This is a genomic window from Actinoplanes octamycinicus, from assembly GCF_014205225.1.
Classification (GTDB): domain Bacteria; phylum Actinomycetota; class Actinomycetes; order Mycobacteriales; family Micromonosporaceae; genus Actinoplanes; species Actinoplanes octamycinicus.
In genome coordinates, this window is record NZ_JACHNB010000001.1 from 5,977,173 (window position 1) to 5,994,214 (window position 17,042).

Below are 17,042 nucleotides of genomic sequence, written 5' to 3' on the forward strand. Positions count from 1 at the left end.
AGACCGGCCTCCCGGTGCTGGCCGGCAACAACGTCTGCGCCGCGCACCCGGCGGGCAGCCCGGTCCGGGCGGCTGCCGATGAGCGGGTGCCGCTCGTCAGGTCGTCGGTGGCGGAGTGGTGTGCACGGCGGGATCGCCCTGCACGATCCAGACCTGCGGGTCGTCGATCGGGGTGAACGACCGGTCGCCGCCGGGTTCCCGGGTGCTCGGCACGGTGTCGCCGCTGGGCTGGTGGACGATGAAGTTGACCGGTTCGGTGTCGTCGGCGATCGGGATGTCGAACTCCGCCCAGCCGCCGGCGATCCGGGTCGGTGGCATCGGCCGGTCCCAGGTGATGGTGGCCAGGGTGGCCGGGTCGACGGCCTCGCCCCAGAGATGCAGGCCCCAGCCGGTGTAGTCACCGGCCGGCCGGTGGTAGCGCAGAGTCGCCACGGTCACCGGTGGCCCGGCGTACCGGACGGTGCGGACGGCGCTGGTGACCCGGGTGCCGCCGGGCTCGCTGAGGATCGCCCGGTACCGGATCGGGGTGCCCGCGGCCAGGCCGAGCGGCGTGAGATCGTCGACGACGGTGTACGCCGGTGAGGAGCTGTCCTGGCCGATGGCGGTCCAGGCGCCGTCGCCGATGCCGCGCTCGAACCGCACCACCTGGCTGGCCCGCTCCGGGTCGGTGACCGCCCGCACCTCCACCGTGCCGCGGACCTGCCGGCCCTCGGCGGGTGCCTCGATGGTCACCGCCGGCGGCGCGACCCGGGTGGCCCGGGTCCGGCTGGTGGCGGTGTGCCCGGCGTCGTCCAGCGCCACCGCGCGGTACTCCACCCGCTGACCGCTGCGCAGGCCCGACGTGTCGTGGAACACCCGGTACGGCGCGGTGTCGTCGGTACCGATCGGGGTCCAGCCGCCCTGCCCGGTCTTGGCGTAGAAGGTGACCTCGTAGAAGGAGTCACCGGCGACCTGGGCGGTCACCTCCATCCGCCCGGGCGAGGCCGCGGCCGGCGCCGGCGCGGCCAGGGAGACGGCGGGCGCCGCGGTGGACCCCGGGATCCGCCCGGCGGCCGCGTACACCAGGGTGGACAGCGGCGGCACGGTGACGGTGAGACGGCGGTCGCCGGCGGTGCGGAGCTGGGCCGGACCGGTGCCGTACACCTGCTGGAAGGCCTGACCGGCCGCATAGGTGGGTACGGCTGCGGTGTGCGGCTGCTCGCTGTTGTTCACCGCGACCACGTACTCGCGCTGCCGGGCCCGGTCGATCCGGGAGAACGCGTAGACGCCGGCCTGGTCGTCGGCGTACCGATTCTGGTGCGCGCCGTCGCGCAGGGCCGGGTGCTCCCGGGTGAGGGCGGCCAGCCCGCTGATCGTGCGGTACAGCGGATGCGTGCTGGCGAAGTTGTCCTGGGCGTGGGTGGCATCGGTGCCGAGCAGGTCGTCCTTGAGGTATTCCGGCACCCGGCTGGCGAACATGCTCTGCCGCGAGTCCTGCCCGCCACCGGCGCCGGTGAAGCCCTGCTCGTCGCCGTAGTAGACGACCGGGTTGCCGCGGGAGAGGTACAGCAGCTCGTGGGCGAGCCGGTCCCGGGCCAGCCACTCCGCGTCGCCGGCGCCCGGGTTGTCGGTGACGACGAAGGTGCCGATCCGGCCCATGTCGTGGTTACCGAGGAAGGTCGGCAGCTGGTAGACGTTGGAGTCGGCGTCGGTGTACCAGTCGTCGCCCTCGAAGAACCGGGCCAGCCCGCTGGCCGGTCCGCCGCGCGAGGCGAAGGTGCGCGCCGCGTCCTGGAACGGGAAGTCGAGGACCGCCTGCATCCGGTCGGTGGTGGTGAAGTGCGAGCCGAACGGCCGGCTGGTGTCGTACACCTCGCCGAACATGAAGAACTCGCGCTTGCCGTGCGCCCGGGCGAAGGTCAGCACCTCCGGGCCGAACCGCTGCCAGAACTTGTCGTCGACGTGTCGCATCGTGTCGATCCGGAAGCCGTCGATGCCGAAGTCGCGGATCCACGTCCGGTAGACGTCGATCATGCCGCGGACCACCCGGGGATTCTCGGTGAACAGGTCGTCGAGGCCGAAGAAGTCGCCGTAGTAGGAGTTCTCGCCGCTGAACGTGGTGTCACCGCGGTTGTGGTACAGCGTGACGTCGTTGAGCCAGGCCGGGACCTTGACGTTCTCCTCGCCCGGTTCCAGGACCGGCCGGTACGGGAACGACACGGCCGGGTCGAGCGCCGGGAAGGTGCCGGTGCCGGCGTAGTCGCGGTCGTCGAACGGCCGCCCGGTCGCGGTCCGGTAGGGCGAGACGTCCTTGCTCACGTACGGCCGGCGGGCGCCCTGCTGGTAACCGATCACGTCGGCGGTGTGGTTGGTGATGATGTCGAAGTACACCTTCATGCCGCGCGCGTGCGCCGCGTCGACCAGGGCTCGCAGGTCCTCGTTGGTGCCCAGGTGCGGATCGATCCGGGTGAAGTCGGTGATCCAGTAGCCGTGGTAGCCGGCCGACGGCCCGTCCTCCAGCTGCACCGCCTTGTTCTTGAAGCTCGGGGTGAGCCAGATCGAGGTGGTGCCCAGCCCTTCGATGTAGTCCAGACGCCGGCGCAACCCGGCGAGGTCACCGCCGTTGTAGAAGCCCGGCCGGGTGGGGTCGAACCCGGACACCAGCGGATCGTCGCCGAGCCCGCCGGTGTCGTTGCCGGTGTCACCGTTGTCGAACCGGTCGGCCATGACGAAGTAGAAGTTCTCGTCGGTGACCGGGGCCCGCAGCGAGTGCCGGGCCGGCAGACCGTTCCCGCCGGCCCGCGCCGGCGACGTCAGTGACCCGCCGACCAGCACGGTCGAGAGCAGCATGGCCAGTGCGGAACGTATGCGCATCGAACCTCCCTGAGAGACTTGCGATGACATCGGTCAGAGCGGGACGTCGTCCGCCCGCGCGAGCAGGATCTCGCCGACCGCGCCGGCCAGCTCCCGATCCAGGTCCAGGGCCTGCAGGCGGGACAGGCGCAGCGCCACCGGACCCGGCCCGGTGGCCGCCTCCAGGACCAGCGTCTTGGTCCGGTATTCGATCTGCGCCCGGTCCAGCAGGGTGAACAGCCGCCCGGCCACGTCGTTGCGGCCCAGCCGGGGCCCGGCGCCGATCTCGACCCGCAGGGTGGCGATGACCGGCACGTCGTCGACCGTGATCGAGGTACGGGTGCCGTCCCGGGTCACCTGCGCCGGCACCGGCACACCGTCCGCCGTGGCCACCGGGTCGCCGGCGAGCAGCGCCGGAAAGGTGACCGTCCAGCGGCGGGCGGCCGGGACCACGCCGGCCGCGCCGCGCACCGGCTCGACCACCAGCGTCCCGTCGTCCTGGTGGAAGCCGATCCGGGTACGGGCCGGGTCGCCGGTCGTGGTGCCGTCGTCCTCGATCAGCTCGAACGCTCCGTCGGCGCCGGCGACGACGAGCAGCTCCAGATGGCCCGGGTGGACCGGCGCGTTGCCCGGGACCGCGGCGCCGTCCAGCACCACGATGGCCCCGGCGGGCGCGAGCACCGGGATGCCGGTGAGATCGCGGTGCAGGTGGATCGTGCGCCCGCCGTCGTAGACCAGGTCGGTGAACACGTCCACCCAGGTGCCCTCGGGCAGCCACGCCTTGACCCGGCCCAGGCCGGTCCGGCGGTCGGCCGGCTCGGTGATCGCGGCGACCACCAGCTCGGTGCCGAACTGGTACTGGTTGGGCACCTGGTACGCCTCGTCCGCCCCGGGCGAGCGGTAGTACATCGGCAGCACCAGCGGAAGCCCGTCCGCGGCGGCGCGGTGGTTCATGGTGTGCAGGTACGGCACGAGCCGGTGCCGCAGCCGCAGGAACGCGGTCATCACCTGCTCGACGTGCGCCGGGAAGGACCACGGCTCCTTGGTGATGAACGGGTTCTTCGCCGAGTGCAGCCGCAGGATCGGCGAGAAGGCGCCGAACTGCACCCAGCGGACGGCCAGCTCGTCGTCACGCGTACCGAAGAAATGACCGCCGATGTCGTGGCTCCACCAGCCGTAGCCGATGTTGCTCGCGGTCGCGGTGAAGTGCGGCTGGAACGCCAGCGACGCCCAGGAGATCACCGTGTCGCCGGAGAACCCGACCGGATAGCGGTGGCTGCCCGGACCGGCGTAGCGGGAGAAGGTGAGCGCACGCCGGCCGTCCCGCGCGTTGTCCAGGTAGTGGAAGTGGTTGAGCATCCACAGCGGGTCGATGCCGGCCACCCGCGAGTACGGGCCGGACTGCCAGTCCAGCCACCAGAAGTCGACGCCGTCCCGTTCCAGGCCGCGATGCAGCACCTCGAAGTAAGCGGCGAGGAACTCCCGGTCGGTGACGTCGAAGGCGATCGGTTCGCCGTCGGCGGGATCCCGGCCGAGAGCGGCCGCCATCGCCGGGTAGGCCTCCTCGAACGCGCGGACCCCGTCGGCCGGGTGGACGTTGAGGGTGACCCGCAGGCCGTTGTCGTGCAGCCAGTCCAGCAGCTTCTCCGGGTCGGGGAACAGCTCGCGATTCCAGGTGTAGCCGGTCCAGCCGCTGCCGTGCGCCGGGTCGACGTCGGTCAGGTGCCAGTCCATGTCGACGACGCTGACCGAGAACGGGATGCCCTGCTGCCGGAAGCGGGTCATCAGCGCGAGGTAGGACTCGGTCGTGTACCGGTGGTGCCGACTCCACCAGTTGCCCAGCGCGAAGCGCGGCACGACCGGCACCGGACCGGACACGGCGTACAGGGCGCGCAGCGCGGCGGTGTAGTCGTGGCCGTAGGCGAACACGTACAGGTCGGTCCGGTCGATGGAGTCGGCGGCCACCCAGCCCTCGTCGTCGAAGACGAACGACGACGAGTCGTCGATCACAGCCACCCCCGCGCGGGAGATGACGCCCGGCTCCAGCGGGATCGGCCCGTCCGTGTTGTCCAGCGTCCGCGCCGTGCCGCCGAGGTTGGGCGGCTCCTGCCCGAAGCGCCACACCGAGTGGTACGCGGTGATCCCGCCCCGCACGGCGACGCTCAGCCCGCTGGTGCTGAACCGGCCCCGGTCGTACGTGAGCCGGAACCGGGACGTCACGATCTCCAGGTGGCCGCCGCTCTCCAGCACCCGGAAGTCCGGCACCGGCAGCCGCCGGTGGACCGCGAAGGTGGAGGCCCGATCCTCGAAGACGCCGTCGTCGGCGTACTCCAGGCGCAGCAGACCATCGGTCAGCACGGTGATCCGGTAACGGTCACCACGGACCACGGCTGCCGGGTCGGCCGTCGGATCGCATCCCAGCCGGTACGGAAATGGCATGTGACGGTGTTTCCTCTCGGAGGTGCGGCCGGGGGAGCTCAACCCTTGACGGCGGCGCTGGCCGCCCCGGCGACGAAACGCTTCTGGAAGATCACGTAGACGATGACGACCGGGATGATGGAGACCGTCGTCGCCGCGAAGAGGCCGCCGTAGTCGGTGCTGTACTGCCCGCTGAAGGTCGTCAGGCCCACCGCGAGCACCTGCTTGGACGGCGTGGTGAGCATGAGGTACGGCCACAGGTAGTCCTCCCAGACCCAGAGGAACTGGAAGATGGCCAGCGCCGAGATCGCGTTGACGCTGAGCGGGGCCACGATGCGGTGGAAGATGTAGAGCTCGGAGGCGCCGTCGATCCGGGCCGCCTCCAGGACCTCGTCCGGCACGTTGTCCATGCTCTGGCGCATCAGGAAGATGCCGAACGAGCTGATCGCGGCCGGGATGATGATCGAGGCGTAGCTGTCCTGCAGCCCGGCGCCGGTGAACATCGTGTAGCGGGGGATCAGCACGACCGCCCACGGGATCATCATCGTCGCCAGGACCAGCGCGAACAGTGGGCCGCGGCCGCGGAAGCGGTACTTGCCGAAGACGTACCCGCCGAGCAGGCTGGTGTAGACCGCGATGCCGGTGATCGCCACGGACAGCAGCAGCGAGTTGCCGAACAGCCGGACGACGTCGAAGTGCTCCTGGATCGACCGGTAGTTCGCCAGCGTCCAGACCCGCGGCAGCAGGTGCTGGTCGACCGAGGCGATCTCGTCGGCGTTCTTGAAGCTCGACATCAGCATCCAGACGAACGGGAAGATCGTCACCGCCGAGACGGCGAGCAGCCCGGTGTTGAGACAGATCGAGGCGATCCTGCGACGCATCACTGAGCCTTTCCGCGCCACGGGCCGCGCTGCGCCCGGAACGATAGGACGGTCAACGCCGCGGTGGCGACGAAGAGCACGAACGCGGCCGCCGACGCGTACCCGAAGTTGTATTTGACGAACGCCTGCTGATAGATGAGGTAGGGGAGCAGGCTGGTCGAGTCACCCGGCCCGCCGTCGGTCAGGACGAAGACCTGCACGAACGCCTGCAGGTACCCGATCATCGACGTTACGACGACGAACAGGGTCGTCGGGCGCAGCATCGGCCAGATCACCCGGCGGAACCTCGCCCAGGCCCCGGCGCCGTCCACCTGGGCCGCTTCGAGCACGTCCGCGGGCAGGGCGTACAACCCGGCGAGGTAGAGGATCACCCCGAAGCCGAAGTCCTTCCAGATGGTCATCACCATGACGGCGGGTAGCGCGAAACGGCTGTCGTAGAGCCAGTTCACGTCCAGCCCGAGGATCGAGTTCACCGCGCCGAACTGGGGGTTGTACATCAGCCGCCAGACGTACGCCACCGCGACCAGCGGGGTGACGGTGGGCAGGTAGAGCAGGGTCCGGTGCAGGGTCCGGACCCGGGTCAGCGAGGAGTGGACGGCGTAGGCGAGGGCCATGCCGAGGACCACCCGGCCGATGATCGCGCCCGCCATGAAGACGACGGTGTTCACCGAGGAGGTCCAGAACACCGGGTCGGCGAACAGGCGGCGGTAGTTCGCCGTGCCCACCCAGCGGTAGGTGCCGTTGAGCGGGTTCCAGTCGTGCAGGCTGCCCAGGAGCGCGGCCACGATCGGCCAGGCCACCAGGGCCAGGATCGCCACGGTGACGGTGGTGACGACGACCAGCCGCAGCGGGCGCTCGCCGTGCGCGGCCGGGGTCCGGCGTGAACCGGCCGGTGGCCGCACCGATGCGGCCACCGGCTGAGCGGATTCGGTGGTGGTCATCGGGCCCGGCCTCAGTTCGAGGGCGCGTAGGCGGGATAGAGCTTCTCGGCCGAGGTGAAGTTCTTGCCGGCCAGGTCGGCGGCGATCTTCTGCTGCGCCGTGGTCAGCGCCTTGGCCGGGTCGACCTTGTTGTAGAGGATGTCCTGCCACATCTTGGTGAAGTTGTCCTCGAAGGTGGACGGGACGGTGCCGGGCCAGATGTAGCGGCTGATGTCGCCGTACGCCTGCAGCGCCGGATCGGCCTTGATCTCCGGGTCGTCCGCCAGCGGCTTGTACGCCGGGAAGACGCCGAGGCTCAGGTCGAGCGCCTTCATGTCCGCCTTGTCGGTGAGGTAGAACTTCAGGAAGTCCTGGGCGGCCGCCTGCTGGTCGGCCGGAGCGTTCTTGTTGATCCCCACGGTCGACTCGCCGTTGTAGCGGTCGTAGGCGTACGGCGTCGCGCCGGCGGTCGGCACCGGGGTGCGGAAGACGCCGAACTTGATGGCGGGGAACTGGCTGCGCAGCGTGCCCTCGTACCAGCCCCAGGCGTAGACCATGGCGGTCTGGCCCTGCCCGAAGCTGGTGGTGGCCTCGGTGCCGAAGTCCTTGGAGCCGGAACCGTCCGCGTAGATCTGCAGGAACCGCTGGATGACCTGCCTGTTCGCCGGGTTGTCGACGGTCGGCGTGGTGCCGTCGGCGGCGAACATGTTCTGCCCCAGCTGGTACGCCATGCCGGCCTGGAAGGCGCTGAAGGAGCTGTTGAAGTTGAACCCGGCCTGCTTGAGTTTCGCGCCGTCCTTCACGGTGAGCTTCTTGGCGACCTCGCGGAACTGGTCCCAGGTGGCCGGGATGTCCGCGTCGGTCAGGCCGGCGGCGGCCCACATGTCCTTGTTGTAATAGATGGCGCCGCTCATCAGCCCCAGATCGAGGTAATAGATCTTGCCGTCGATAACGTGCGATTTCGCGTTGAGGTAATCCGCCGCCAATTGGTCGACCGGGATGTCGTAGGGCGCCATGTACTTGATGACATTGTCGTGCTGACTGTTGTGGATGTTGAAAATTGCCGGCCCCTTGGGGCCCTGCAGTTGCAGCGGCAGCTTCGTCCAGTAGTCGTCCCACGGCTGGTTGACGACGGTGATGTCCACGTTCGGGTGGATCTTCTGATAGGCGTCGGCGAACGCCTGAATCTGCGGGATGTTTCCCCAGGCCCACCAGTCGAGGTGGATCGGCTTGCCGTCGTTGACCAGGGTGTTCGGGTCGTACTTCAGAGTGGCGCCGGCGACCGGCAGCCCCTTGGCCGCCGTGGTGTCGGTCACCCCGTCGCCCCCGGAGGGCTTGCTGGAGCAGGCCGTTATCATCAGGACGCCGGCCGCGAGGACGGCGGCCAGCGTGCGCGTGGTTTTCATGGAACCTCCGCTGAAAATGGAGTAAGCACAGGCATAAACCATCCACGGAATGACGGTGGACATCCCGGATGGATTAGGTTTACCGGTATATGGCAGAACGCTAGACCGGCCGCCCGGAGACGTCAAGATGGTTCGATGTCCGGGTGCGGCCGAGACCAGGGCGCAGAGAGGACGAGAGATGCCGACGCTGCAGGACGTCGCCCGCGAGGCGGGAGTCTCCAAGATGACGGTCTCCAACGTGCTGAACGGGCGCCGGGACCGGGTCTCACCCGCCACCATCGCCCGGGTCATGGAGGTCGTCGGCCGGCTGGGCTACGTCCCGAACGCCACCGCCCGGTCGCTGAGCGCGCGCCGGTCGAACATCGTCGCCCTGGCTTTCCCGAGCCGCGCCGCCGGCGGGGTCACCCCGCTGACCAACCCGCACGACTCGCTGTTCCTCAGCGAGGTCGAAGAGCACGTCACCCAGGCCGGCCTCTACCTGATGGCGCACTCGGTGAACAGCGTGGAGTCCACCGCCAACAGCCTGCGGTCCTGGAACGTCGACGGGGTGATCTTCCTGGGCACCCGGGCGGACGAGGTCGCCGCGCTGCAGGCGGCCTACGACGCGCCGATGGTCTTCATCGACAACCACGGCACGCTGCCGCACATCAGCAACGTCGGCATCGAGGACCGGCTCGGCGGGCATCTCGCCGGCCGGCGCCTGGTCGAGGCCGGACACCGGCGGATCGGTTTCGTCGGGCCGAGGTTCGACGAGCCGGGTGTGGTCCGGGAGCGGCACGCCGGATTCGTGCAGGCGCTGGCCGAGGCCGGGCTGAGCCTCCGGCCGGAACACGTGGTGCACTGCAACGCGGGCTTCGACCACGCGGTCGCCGCGGCGCGCCAGGTGCTGGCGGCTCCGGAGCGGCCGACGGCGGTCTTCGCCACCGCCGACATCATCGCCGCCGGCCTGCTCAAGGGCTTCGTCCGGGCGGGCTGCCGGGTGCCGGACCAGATGTCGATCATCGGGTTCGACGACCTGGAGGTGGCCCAGCACGTCACGCCCGAGATCACCACGCTGCGCCAGGACATCCCGGGCAAGGCGCGGGCGGCGGTGGAGGTGCTGCTGACCCAGCTCGCCCACTGGCCCGCGGCCCGGTCCGAGCGCCGGGTGCTGGGCGTCACCCTGATCGAGCGCGAGTCCGTCGCCCCGCCCCCGGCCGATCCGGTCTGACCCGCAGTTTACCGATAAACCCAATGCCGGATGCCGACTTCGGCGCCCGGGCCATTCACTTCAGGGCTCGGGGACCAGCGGCGCGCGCGGTGCCGCTGGGCACGGTAGCGGCCGCGGCTCACGGTTCCGGCTGGTCGTCAGGGGTGTCTCGCGACAGCTGAGACACCCCTGACGACCAGCCGAGGGCCGGGAGGCGCGTGACGGCCTCGGGCGGGCTGGGCGTCGCGGTGGGCGAGCGGACCCGCACGACACGCGCCGCGGCCGGGCGCCGGCCGGGCCTCGCGGGCCGACTGCCGCGGTGCTGCCAGTCGTACCGAAGGAAAGCATCGCGGCAGCGGCAGGGGCCTCAGCGCTGGAGCCGGTTGGCGAGGGTGGGGTCGCCGTTGTAGTGGGCGAGGACTCTCGGGTCCATGACCCGGCGCCACAGCGGCGGGATCAGGGCCAGGACCAGCATCGTGGCGTAGCCGGCCGGGAGCTGCGGGGAGACGTCGAAGCTGCGCAGCGTCTGGTAGCGGCGCAGCGGGTTGGCGTGGTGGTCGCTGTGGCGTTGCAGCTGGAAGAGGAAGACGTTGGTGGTGAGGCGGTCGCTGTTCCAGCTGTGCCGGGGGTCGACCTTCTCGTAGCGGCCGGCCGCGTTGCGCTGCCGCAGCAGGCCGTAGTGCTCCAGGTAGTTGACCGCTTCGAGGACGGTGAAGCCGACCACCGCCTGCAGCACCAGGAAGGTCAGCACCCCGGGTCCGAAGGCGACGGTGAGGGCGGCGAAGAGCAGCGCGGTCATCACCCAGGCGTTCAGGATGTCGTTGCGCGGGGACCACGGGCTGCGCCCGCGCAGCCGGTGCCGGCTGGTCTCCAGCCGCCAGGCCGACACCAGACTGCCCTTCACGGTACGCGGCCAGAACCGCCAGAACGACTCGCCGAGCCGGGAGCTGGCCGGGTCCTCCGGGGTGGCCACCCGGACGTGGTGGCCGCGGTTGTGCTCGACGAAGAAGTGACCGTAACCGGTCGGCGCGAGCGCGATCTTGGAGAGCCAGCGCTCCAGTGACTCGCGTTTGTGGCCGAGTTCGTGCGCGGTGTTGATCGCGATGCCGTTGACCAGCCCGGCGGTGAGCACCAGCCCGGCGGCACCGCCGACGCCCGGCCCGCGGACCCAGATCGCGCAGGTCATCACCAAGGCGGCGTACTGGGCGGGGAGGAACAGGTAGGTGATCCAGCGGTAGTAGCGGGAGGCCTGCAGGGCCGGCACCACCTCCTCGGGCGGGTTGGCGTGGTCGTCGCCGACGAGCAGGTCGATGACCGGGATGACGCCGAGGATGACGATCGGAGTCAGCCACCAGGCCCACGTCGAGCCGGTGGCGGCGCCGAGCAGCAGGGCGGCGAAGGGAAGCGCGGGGACGACGAGGGCGAGCGGCCAGAGCGGGCGTTTGGTGTCCCGCCAGGGGACGACGGCGGCGGTCATGCATCGATGCTTTACAAAGCATGCTCTGGTGTCAAGAGTGTGGACAAGAGGTGCCTGTTTGTCGACATGTGGGGCCGACGCTATGGTTTGGCGGGAAAAATGCGCGCGGGAGGAGAGCCGGATGCCGCCGGGGTTGAAGGACGTCGCCCGGCAGGCGGGCGTCTCGATCAAGACCGTCTCCAACGTTGTAAACGGTTACCTGCACGTCGCGCCGGACACCCGCGCCCGGGTGCAGAAAGCGATCGCCGAGCTGGGCTACCGGCCGAACGTCGCGGCCCGGCAGCTGCGCGGCGGCCGATCCGGGGTGATCGCCCTGGCGCTGCCCGAGCTGCGCTCGGCCTACTTCGCCGAGCTGGCCGGCTCGATCGTCAAGGCGGCCGAGGAGCGGCACTGGACGGTGCTGATCGACCAGACCGACGGCTCCGCCGAGCGGGAGCGCGGCCTGGTGTCCCGGCTGCGCCGGCACCTGATCGACGGGCTGATCTTCAGTCCGCTCGGGATGGCCGGCCCGGAGCTGGCCGCCGACGCCAGCGACACCCCGATGGTGCTGCTCGGCGAGCGGGTCTGGCACGGCCCCGCGGACCACGTCGCGATCGACAACACCGCGGCCGCCGCCGAGGCCACCCGGCACCTGTGTGAGCTGGGCAGACGCCGGATCGCGGCGATCGGCGCGCAGGACGCGCCGACCGCGGTGACGGCCCGGCAGCGGCTCGCCGGGTTCGAGGCGGCGCTCGCCGAGGCGGGCCGGCGGGCGGATCCCGGGCTGGTCGCGCACGTCGAGGAGTTCCACCGGGCGGACGGCGCGGCGGCGATGGCCCGGCTGCTCGACTCCGGCGACCCGCCGGACGCGGTGTTCTGCTTCAACGACCTGCTGGCCATCGGCGCGATCCGCACGCTGCTGGACCGGGGCTACGCGGTCCCCGGCGACGTCGCGGTGATCGGCTTCGACGACATCGAGGAGGGCCGGTTCAGCTCGCCGACGCTGAGCACCGTGTCGCCGGATGTGGACCGGATCGCCCGGACCGCGGTCGACCTGCTCGCCGAGCGCCTGGACCTGCCGCGCGGCGAGGACGCCCCGGCACCCCGGGAGGTGCGCATCGAGCACCGGGTGGTGGTGCGGGAGAGCACGCTGGGCCGGCTCGCCGCCCGTCGCGTCTGAGGCGCTGACGCGCCCGAAATCACGCTCTTGTAACACGCGTGCCACAGGCCATTTACAACGTTGGTTACAACGTTGTAGAACTAGTGCTGCCCGTCACATGACGTTTCGTTTCCGGGAGCTCATCTGTGGAATCCGCGCACCTCGCCGTCGATCCGGCGTTCTCCGTGGCCGCGGTCGACCGCCGCCTCTTCGGCTCCTTCGTGGAGCACATGGGCCGGTGCGTCTACACCGGCATCTTCGAGCCCGGCCACCCGGCAGCCGACGACGACGGCCTGCGCACCGACGTCCTCGCCCTGACCCGCGAGCTCGGCGTCACCCTGGTCCGCTATCCGGGCGGCAACTTCGTCTCCGGCTACCGCTGGGAGGACGGCATCGGCCCGGTCGGCGAGCGCCCGCGCCGGCTCGACCTGGCCTGGCGGACCATCGAGACCAACGCGTTCGGCCTCAACGAGTTCATGACCTGGGCCGGCCGGGCCGGCGTCGAGCCGATGATGGCGGTCAACCTGGGCACCCGCGGCGTCGCCGAGGCCGCCGAGCTGGTCGAGTACTGCAACCTGCCGAGCGGCACCGCGGCCGCCGACCTGCGCCGCAAGCACGGCGTGGCGCAGCCGCACGACATCCGGCTCTGGTGCCTCGGCAACGAGATGGACGGTCCCTGGCAAACCGGCAGCCTGACCGCGTACGAGTACGGCCGGCTCGCCGCCCGGGCCGGGCACGCCATGCGCAAGGTCGACCCGTCCATCGAGCTGGTCGCCTGCGGCAGCTCCAACTCGAGCATGCCGACCTTCGCCGCCTGGGAGGCCACCGTCCTGGAGCAGGCCTACGACCAGGTCGACTACCTGTCCCTGCACCAGTACTACGACCCGGACAAGACCGACCCGGCCAGCTTCCGGGCCTCGGCGGTCGACCTGGACGGCTTCATCGACGCGGTGATCGCCACCGCCGACCACGTCCGGGCCAAGCTGCGCCGGCCGAAGCGGATCAAGCTGGCCCTGGACGAGTGGAACGTCTGGTACCAGACCCGGTTCACCGAGCCGGAGGACCGGCCGATCGCCGAGGAGCCGTTCCGCCTGATCGAGGACGACTACACGGTCACCGACGCGGTCGTGGTCGGCAACCTGCTGATCAGCATGCTGCGGCACGCCGACCGGCTGACCGTCGGCGCCCAGGCCCAGCTCGCCAACATCATCGCCCCGATCCGCACCGAGCCGGGCGGCCCGGCCTGGCGGCAGACCATCTTCCACCCGTTCGCGATCACCGCCGGGCTGGCCCGCGGCACCGTGCTGCGCACCGCGGTCACCGGGCCGCTGATGGCCACCGGCGAGTTCGGCGACGTGCCGGCGCTCGACTCGGTCGCGGTGCACGACGCGGAGCGCGGCGAGCTGGTGCTCTTCGTGGTCAACCGCGGGACCGAGGCCGTACCGATGCAGCTCGATCTCCGGTCGTTCCGCGGCCTGGAGATCGCCGACCACATCTCGATCAGCGATCCGGATCCGGCGGCCCGCAACAGCGTGGCCGAGCCGGACCGGGTCACCCCTCGCCGGACCGCCGGCCCCGCGCTCGACGGCGGGACGGCCACCGTCCTTCTCCCGCCGGTCTCCTGGCACGCCCTCCGCTGCACCGTTCCCCCGAAGGAGTAATCACCGTGACCATCAACCTCAACCGTCGTAACCTGCTCGGACTCGGTCTCGGCGCGGGCAGCGCCGCGCTGCTCGCGGCCTGCGGTGACAGCGGCCCGAGCGACAAGGTCACCGGCGGCGGGCAGAACGCCGCGCCGGCCGCCACCGACTACACCGGGCCGAACGTCTCGCTGGCCTTTTGGAACGGCTTCACCGGCGGCGACGGCCCGTTCATGAAAAAGTTGGTCGACCAGTTCAACACCGAGCACCCGAACATCAAGGTCACGATGAACGTGTACCAGTGGGCGGACTACTACCAGAAAGTGCCCGCGGCGGTCTCCACCGGCAACGGCCCGGACCTGGGCATCATGCACGTCGACCACGTCGCCACCAACGCCGCCCGCGGTGTCGTGCTGCCGCTCGACGACCTGGCCAAGACGCTCAACCTGACCGAGGCCGACTTCTCGCCGCCGGTCTGGAAGGCCGGCGTCTACCACGACAAGCGCTACTCGATCCCGCTCGACGTGCACCCGCTCGGCCTGTTCTACAACAAGAGCGTGCTGGAGAAGGCCGGCCTTGACCCGGCCAAGCCGCCGATGACCGCCGACGACTACATGAAGGCGCTCGACACGCTGAAGAGCAAGGGGATCCAGGGCCACTGGGCCACCCCGTTCCCGTTCACCGGCGAGATGCAGTTCACCGCGCTGCTCTGGCAGTTCGGCGGGCAGCTCTTCGACGAGCAGGGCACCAAGCCGATGTTCGCCGAGCAGGCCGGCGTGCAGGCGCTGACCTGGCTGACCGACCTGGTCAAGAACGGGTACAGCCCGAAGAACGTGGCCCAGGACGCCGACGTGGTGGCGCTGCGCAACGGCAAGAACGCGTTCAACTGGAACGGCATCTGGACGATCAACACGCTCAAGGAGGACAAGGCCCTGCAGTGGGGCGCCGCGCCGCTGCCGCAGATCGGCACCCAGAAGGCGGCGTGGGCCGGGTCGCACCAGTTCGTCCAGTTCAAGCAGAAGCAGGCGGACGCCAACAAGCTGACCGCCGGCAAGGTCTTCATCAACTGGATCAGCCAGCACTCGATCGAGTGGGCCAAGGGCGGCCAGGTGCCGGCCCGCAAGGAGATCCGGGACAGCGCCGAATTCCAGGCGCTCACCGAGCAGGCCGCGATCGGCACGCAGATCGACTACCTGCAGTTCCTGCCGTCCACGCCGGGTATCTCGGACGCCATGGCGACCGTGGACACCGCGGTGAACGAGGCCATCCTGCTGCGCAAGGAGCCGGGCAAGGCGCTGGCCGACGCGGCCGCCAAGGCCGGGCAGATCCTGGAGGCGAACCGCAAGAAGTACGGCAACTGATGGCCCTCGCCACCGCCTCCGCGGCGGCCACCCGGCAAGACGCCCCGCCCGGCGGCCGCATCCGCCGGGTCGGGATCGCCACCCCCTACCTCTTCCTGCTCCCGTACCTGCTGCTGTTCGGCACGTTCGTGCTGGCCCCGGCGGCCTACGGCCTGTGGGTCAGCCTGCACGACTGGGACTACCTGCTGCCCGGCAAGCCGTTCGTCGGTCTGGCGAACTATCACGCGCTGCTCGACAGCGGGTCGGCGGTCTACGAGGAGTTCTGGCAGAGCATGCGGGCCACCGGGATCTTCACGGTGGCCAGCGTTCCGCTGCTGGTCGTCGTGCCGCTCGGGCTGGCGCTGCTGCTGAACCGGTCGTTCCCGGGACGGACGTTCTTCCGGGCGGTCTACTTCGCCCCGTACGTCCTGGGTGTCGCCGTGATCGGCGTCCTCTGGCGCTTCCTGCTCGACCCGAACCTGGGCGCGGTCAACGGCCTGCTCCGCGCGGTCGGGCTGCCCAGCGACACGCCGTGGATCACCGGCCTGCCCTGGGCGTGGATCTCGCTGGTCGCAGTCACCGTCTGGTGGACGATCGGCTTCAACGCGGTCATCTACCTGGCCGGCCTGCAGGACATCCCGCGCGAGCTGTACGAGGCGGCCCGGATCGACGGCGGCGGGAAGTGGGCCGAGTTCCGCCACATCACCCTGCCGGGCCTGCGCCCGGTCCTGGTCTTCGTGGTGATCAACACGATGCTGGCGTCGAGCAACATGTTCGGCCAGTCCCTGCTGATCACTCAGGGCGCGCCGGGCAACGAGACCCGGACCGCGATCATGTACATCGCCGAGAAGGGCCTGCGGGAGTACAACATGGGCACCGCCGCGGCGATGAGTTACGTGCTGACCCTGGCCCTGCTGCTGGCCAGCGTGATCATCTTCCGCCTCTTCCGGGACAGGGATGCCGTATGACCAGAACCCGGGGCATCGCCTGGTACACGATCCTGATCGGGCTGAGCCTGATCTTCATCGCGCCGCTGGTGTGGATGCTGATCACCTCGTTCAAGACCACCGGCGAGGCCACCCGGGTGCCGCCGACCCTGCTGCCGCAGGAGCCGAGCACCCACGCCTACGACACGCTGTTCGCCGCCGACTCGCAGACGCCGGTGCTGCGCTGGTTCCTCAACAGCCTGCTCGCCGCCGGCGCGCAGGCGGTGCTGATCCTGGTGGTCGCGTCGATGGCCGCCTACGCGCTGGCCCGGCTGGAGTTCCGGGGCAAGAAGCTGCTCTTCGGGCTGATCATCGGGACCCTGTTCGTGCCGGTCTTCACGCTGATCATCCCGAACTTCCTGATCGTCGACCGGTTCGGCTGGCTGGACACGCTCTGGGCGCTGATCGTGCCCGGCGCGGCCGGCGCGTTCGGGGTCTTCTTCCTGCGGCAGTTCTTCCTCGGCCTGCCCCGGGAACTGGAGGAGGCCGCGCAGCTGGAGGGCGCCAACGCCTGGCAGATCTTCTCCAAGGTGATCCTGCCGCTGTCCAAACCGGCCCTGGCCACCCTCGCCGTGATCAGCTTCCTGGCCAACTGGAACGACTTCATCTGGCCGGTCTACGTGCTGTTCAGCCCGGAGCACTTCACCCTGCCGCCGGGGCTGAGCATCCTGCAGGGGGCGTACACCATCGACTATCCGGTGATCATGGGTGGTGCGGCGCTGGCCAGCGTACCGGCCCTGATCCTCTTCCTGATCACCCAGCGTTACGTGATCGAGGGGGTGTCGCGATCCGGCCTCAAGGGTTGATCCTTTCGC

At 70.1% G+C, this 17,042-nt stretch carries 12 protein-coding genes; 6 read left to right on the forward strand and 6 right to left on the reverse strand.

The annotated features are described in order from the left end of the window. Nucleotides 1-96 precede the first annotated feature (96 nt). The 5 genes from BJY16_RS26230 to BJY16_RS26250 are packed head-to-tail and all read right to left on the reverse strand — an operon-like array spanning nucleotide 97 to nucleotide 8,457. Complete coding sequence (locus tag BJY16_RS26230; RefSeq protein WP_185042225.1) at nucleotides 97-2,853, reverse strand: alpha-amylase family glycosyl hydrolase; 2,757 nt, start codon at nucleotides 2,851-2,853, stop codon at nucleotides 97-99. 33 nt (nucleotides 2,854-2,886) lie between these two features. Beyond that, the gene (locus tag BJY16_RS26235; RefSeq protein ID WP_185042226.1) at nucleotides 2,887-5,271 is read right to left on the reverse strand and encodes a glycoside hydrolase family 31 protein; all 2,385 of its coding nucleotides are present in this window, start codon (nucleotides 5,269-5,271) and stop codon (nucleotides 2,887-2,889) included. 38 nt (nucleotides 5,272-5,309) lie between these two features. Further along, the gene (locus BJY16_RS26240; protein ID WP_185042227.1) at nucleotides 5,310-6,131 is read right to left on the reverse strand and encodes a carbohydrate ABC transporter permease; all 822 of its coding nucleotides are present in this window, start codon (nucleotides 6,129-6,131) and stop codon (nucleotides 5,310-5,312) included. After that, complete coding sequence (locus BJY16_RS26245; RefSeq protein ID WP_185042228.1) at nucleotides 6,131-7,072, reverse strand: carbohydrate ABC transporter permease; 942 nt, start codon at nucleotides 7,070-7,072, stop codon at nucleotides 6,131-6,133. Before BJY16_RS26245 ends, BJY16_RS26240 begins: the two co-directional genes overlap by 1 nt. An 11-nt stretch (nucleotides 7,073-7,083) precedes the next feature. After that, nucleotides 7,084-8,457, reverse strand: a complete 1,374-nt coding sequence (locus BJY16_RS26250; RefSeq protein ID WP_185042229.1) for an extracellular solute-binding protein — start codon at nucleotides 8,455-8,457, stop codon at nucleotides 7,084-7,086. 127 nt (nucleotides 8,458-8,584) lie between these two features. Between BJY16_RS26250 and BJY16_RS26255 the strand changes: the two genes are divergently transcribed. Beyond that, nucleotides 8,585-9,667 (forward strand): LacI family DNA-binding transcriptional regulator, encoded by a 1,083-nt coding sequence (locus BJY16_RS26255; protein WP_260418308.1) that lies wholly within the window; start codon nucleotides 8,585-8,587, stop codon nucleotides 9,665-9,667. Nucleotides 9,668-10,013: 346 nt separating this feature from the next. On the opposite strand, the gene BJY16_RS26260 is transcribed toward BJY16_RS26255, so the two are convergent. Next, nucleotides 10,014-11,123, reverse strand: coding sequence for an alkane 1-monooxygenase (locus tag BJY16_RS26260; RefSeq protein WP_185042231.1), 1,110 nt, complete (start codon nucleotides 11,121-11,123; stop codon nucleotides 10,014-10,016). A 121-nt stretch (nucleotides 11,124-11,244) separates the two neighbouring features. On the opposite strand from BJY16_RS26260, the gene BJY16_RS26265 reads away from it, so the two are divergent. From BJY16_RS26265 to BJY16_RS26285, 5 genes are all read left to right on the forward strand, one after another. After that, nucleotides 11,245-12,282 carry a LacI family DNA-binding transcriptional regulator gene (locus BJY16_RS26265; protein WP_185042232.1) on the forward strand — a complete coding sequence of 346 codons (1,038 nt, stop codon included), beginning with the start codon at nucleotides 11,245-11,247 and terminating at the stop codon, nucleotides 12,280-12,282. A gap of 125 nt (nucleotides 12,283-12,407) precedes the next feature. Further along, the gene (gene arfA / locus BJY16_RS26270) at nucleotides 12,408-13,922 is read left to right on the forward strand and encodes an arabinosylfuranosidase ArfA (RefSeq protein ID WP_185042233.1); all 1,515 of its coding nucleotides are present in this window, start codon (nucleotides 12,408-12,410) and stop codon (nucleotides 13,920-13,922) included. Between the two features lie 5 nt (nucleotides 13,923-13,927). Then, nucleotides 13,928-15,262 carry an ABC transporter substrate-binding protein gene (locus tag BJY16_RS26275; RefSeq protein ID WP_203758939.1) on the forward strand — a complete coding sequence of 445 codons (1,335 nt, stop codon included), beginning with the start codon at nucleotides 13,928-13,930 and terminating at the stop codon, nucleotides 15,260-15,262. Continuing rightward, complete coding sequence (locus BJY16_RS26280; RefSeq protein WP_185042234.1) at nucleotides 15,262-16,209, forward strand: carbohydrate ABC transporter permease; 948 nt, start codon at nucleotides 15,262-15,264, stop codon at nucleotides 16,207-16,209. The genes BJY16_RS26275 and BJY16_RS26280 overlap by 1 nt, the downstream gene beginning before the upstream one ends. After that, nucleotides 16,206-17,033 (forward strand): carbohydrate ABC transporter permease, encoded by an 828-nt coding sequence (locus tag BJY16_RS26285; protein WP_185042235.1) that lies wholly within the window; start codon nucleotides 16,206-16,208, stop codon nucleotides 17,031-17,033. The genes BJY16_RS26280 and BJY16_RS26285 overlap by 4 nt, the downstream gene beginning before the upstream one ends. Nucleotides 17,034-17,042: the final 9 nt, after the last annotated feature.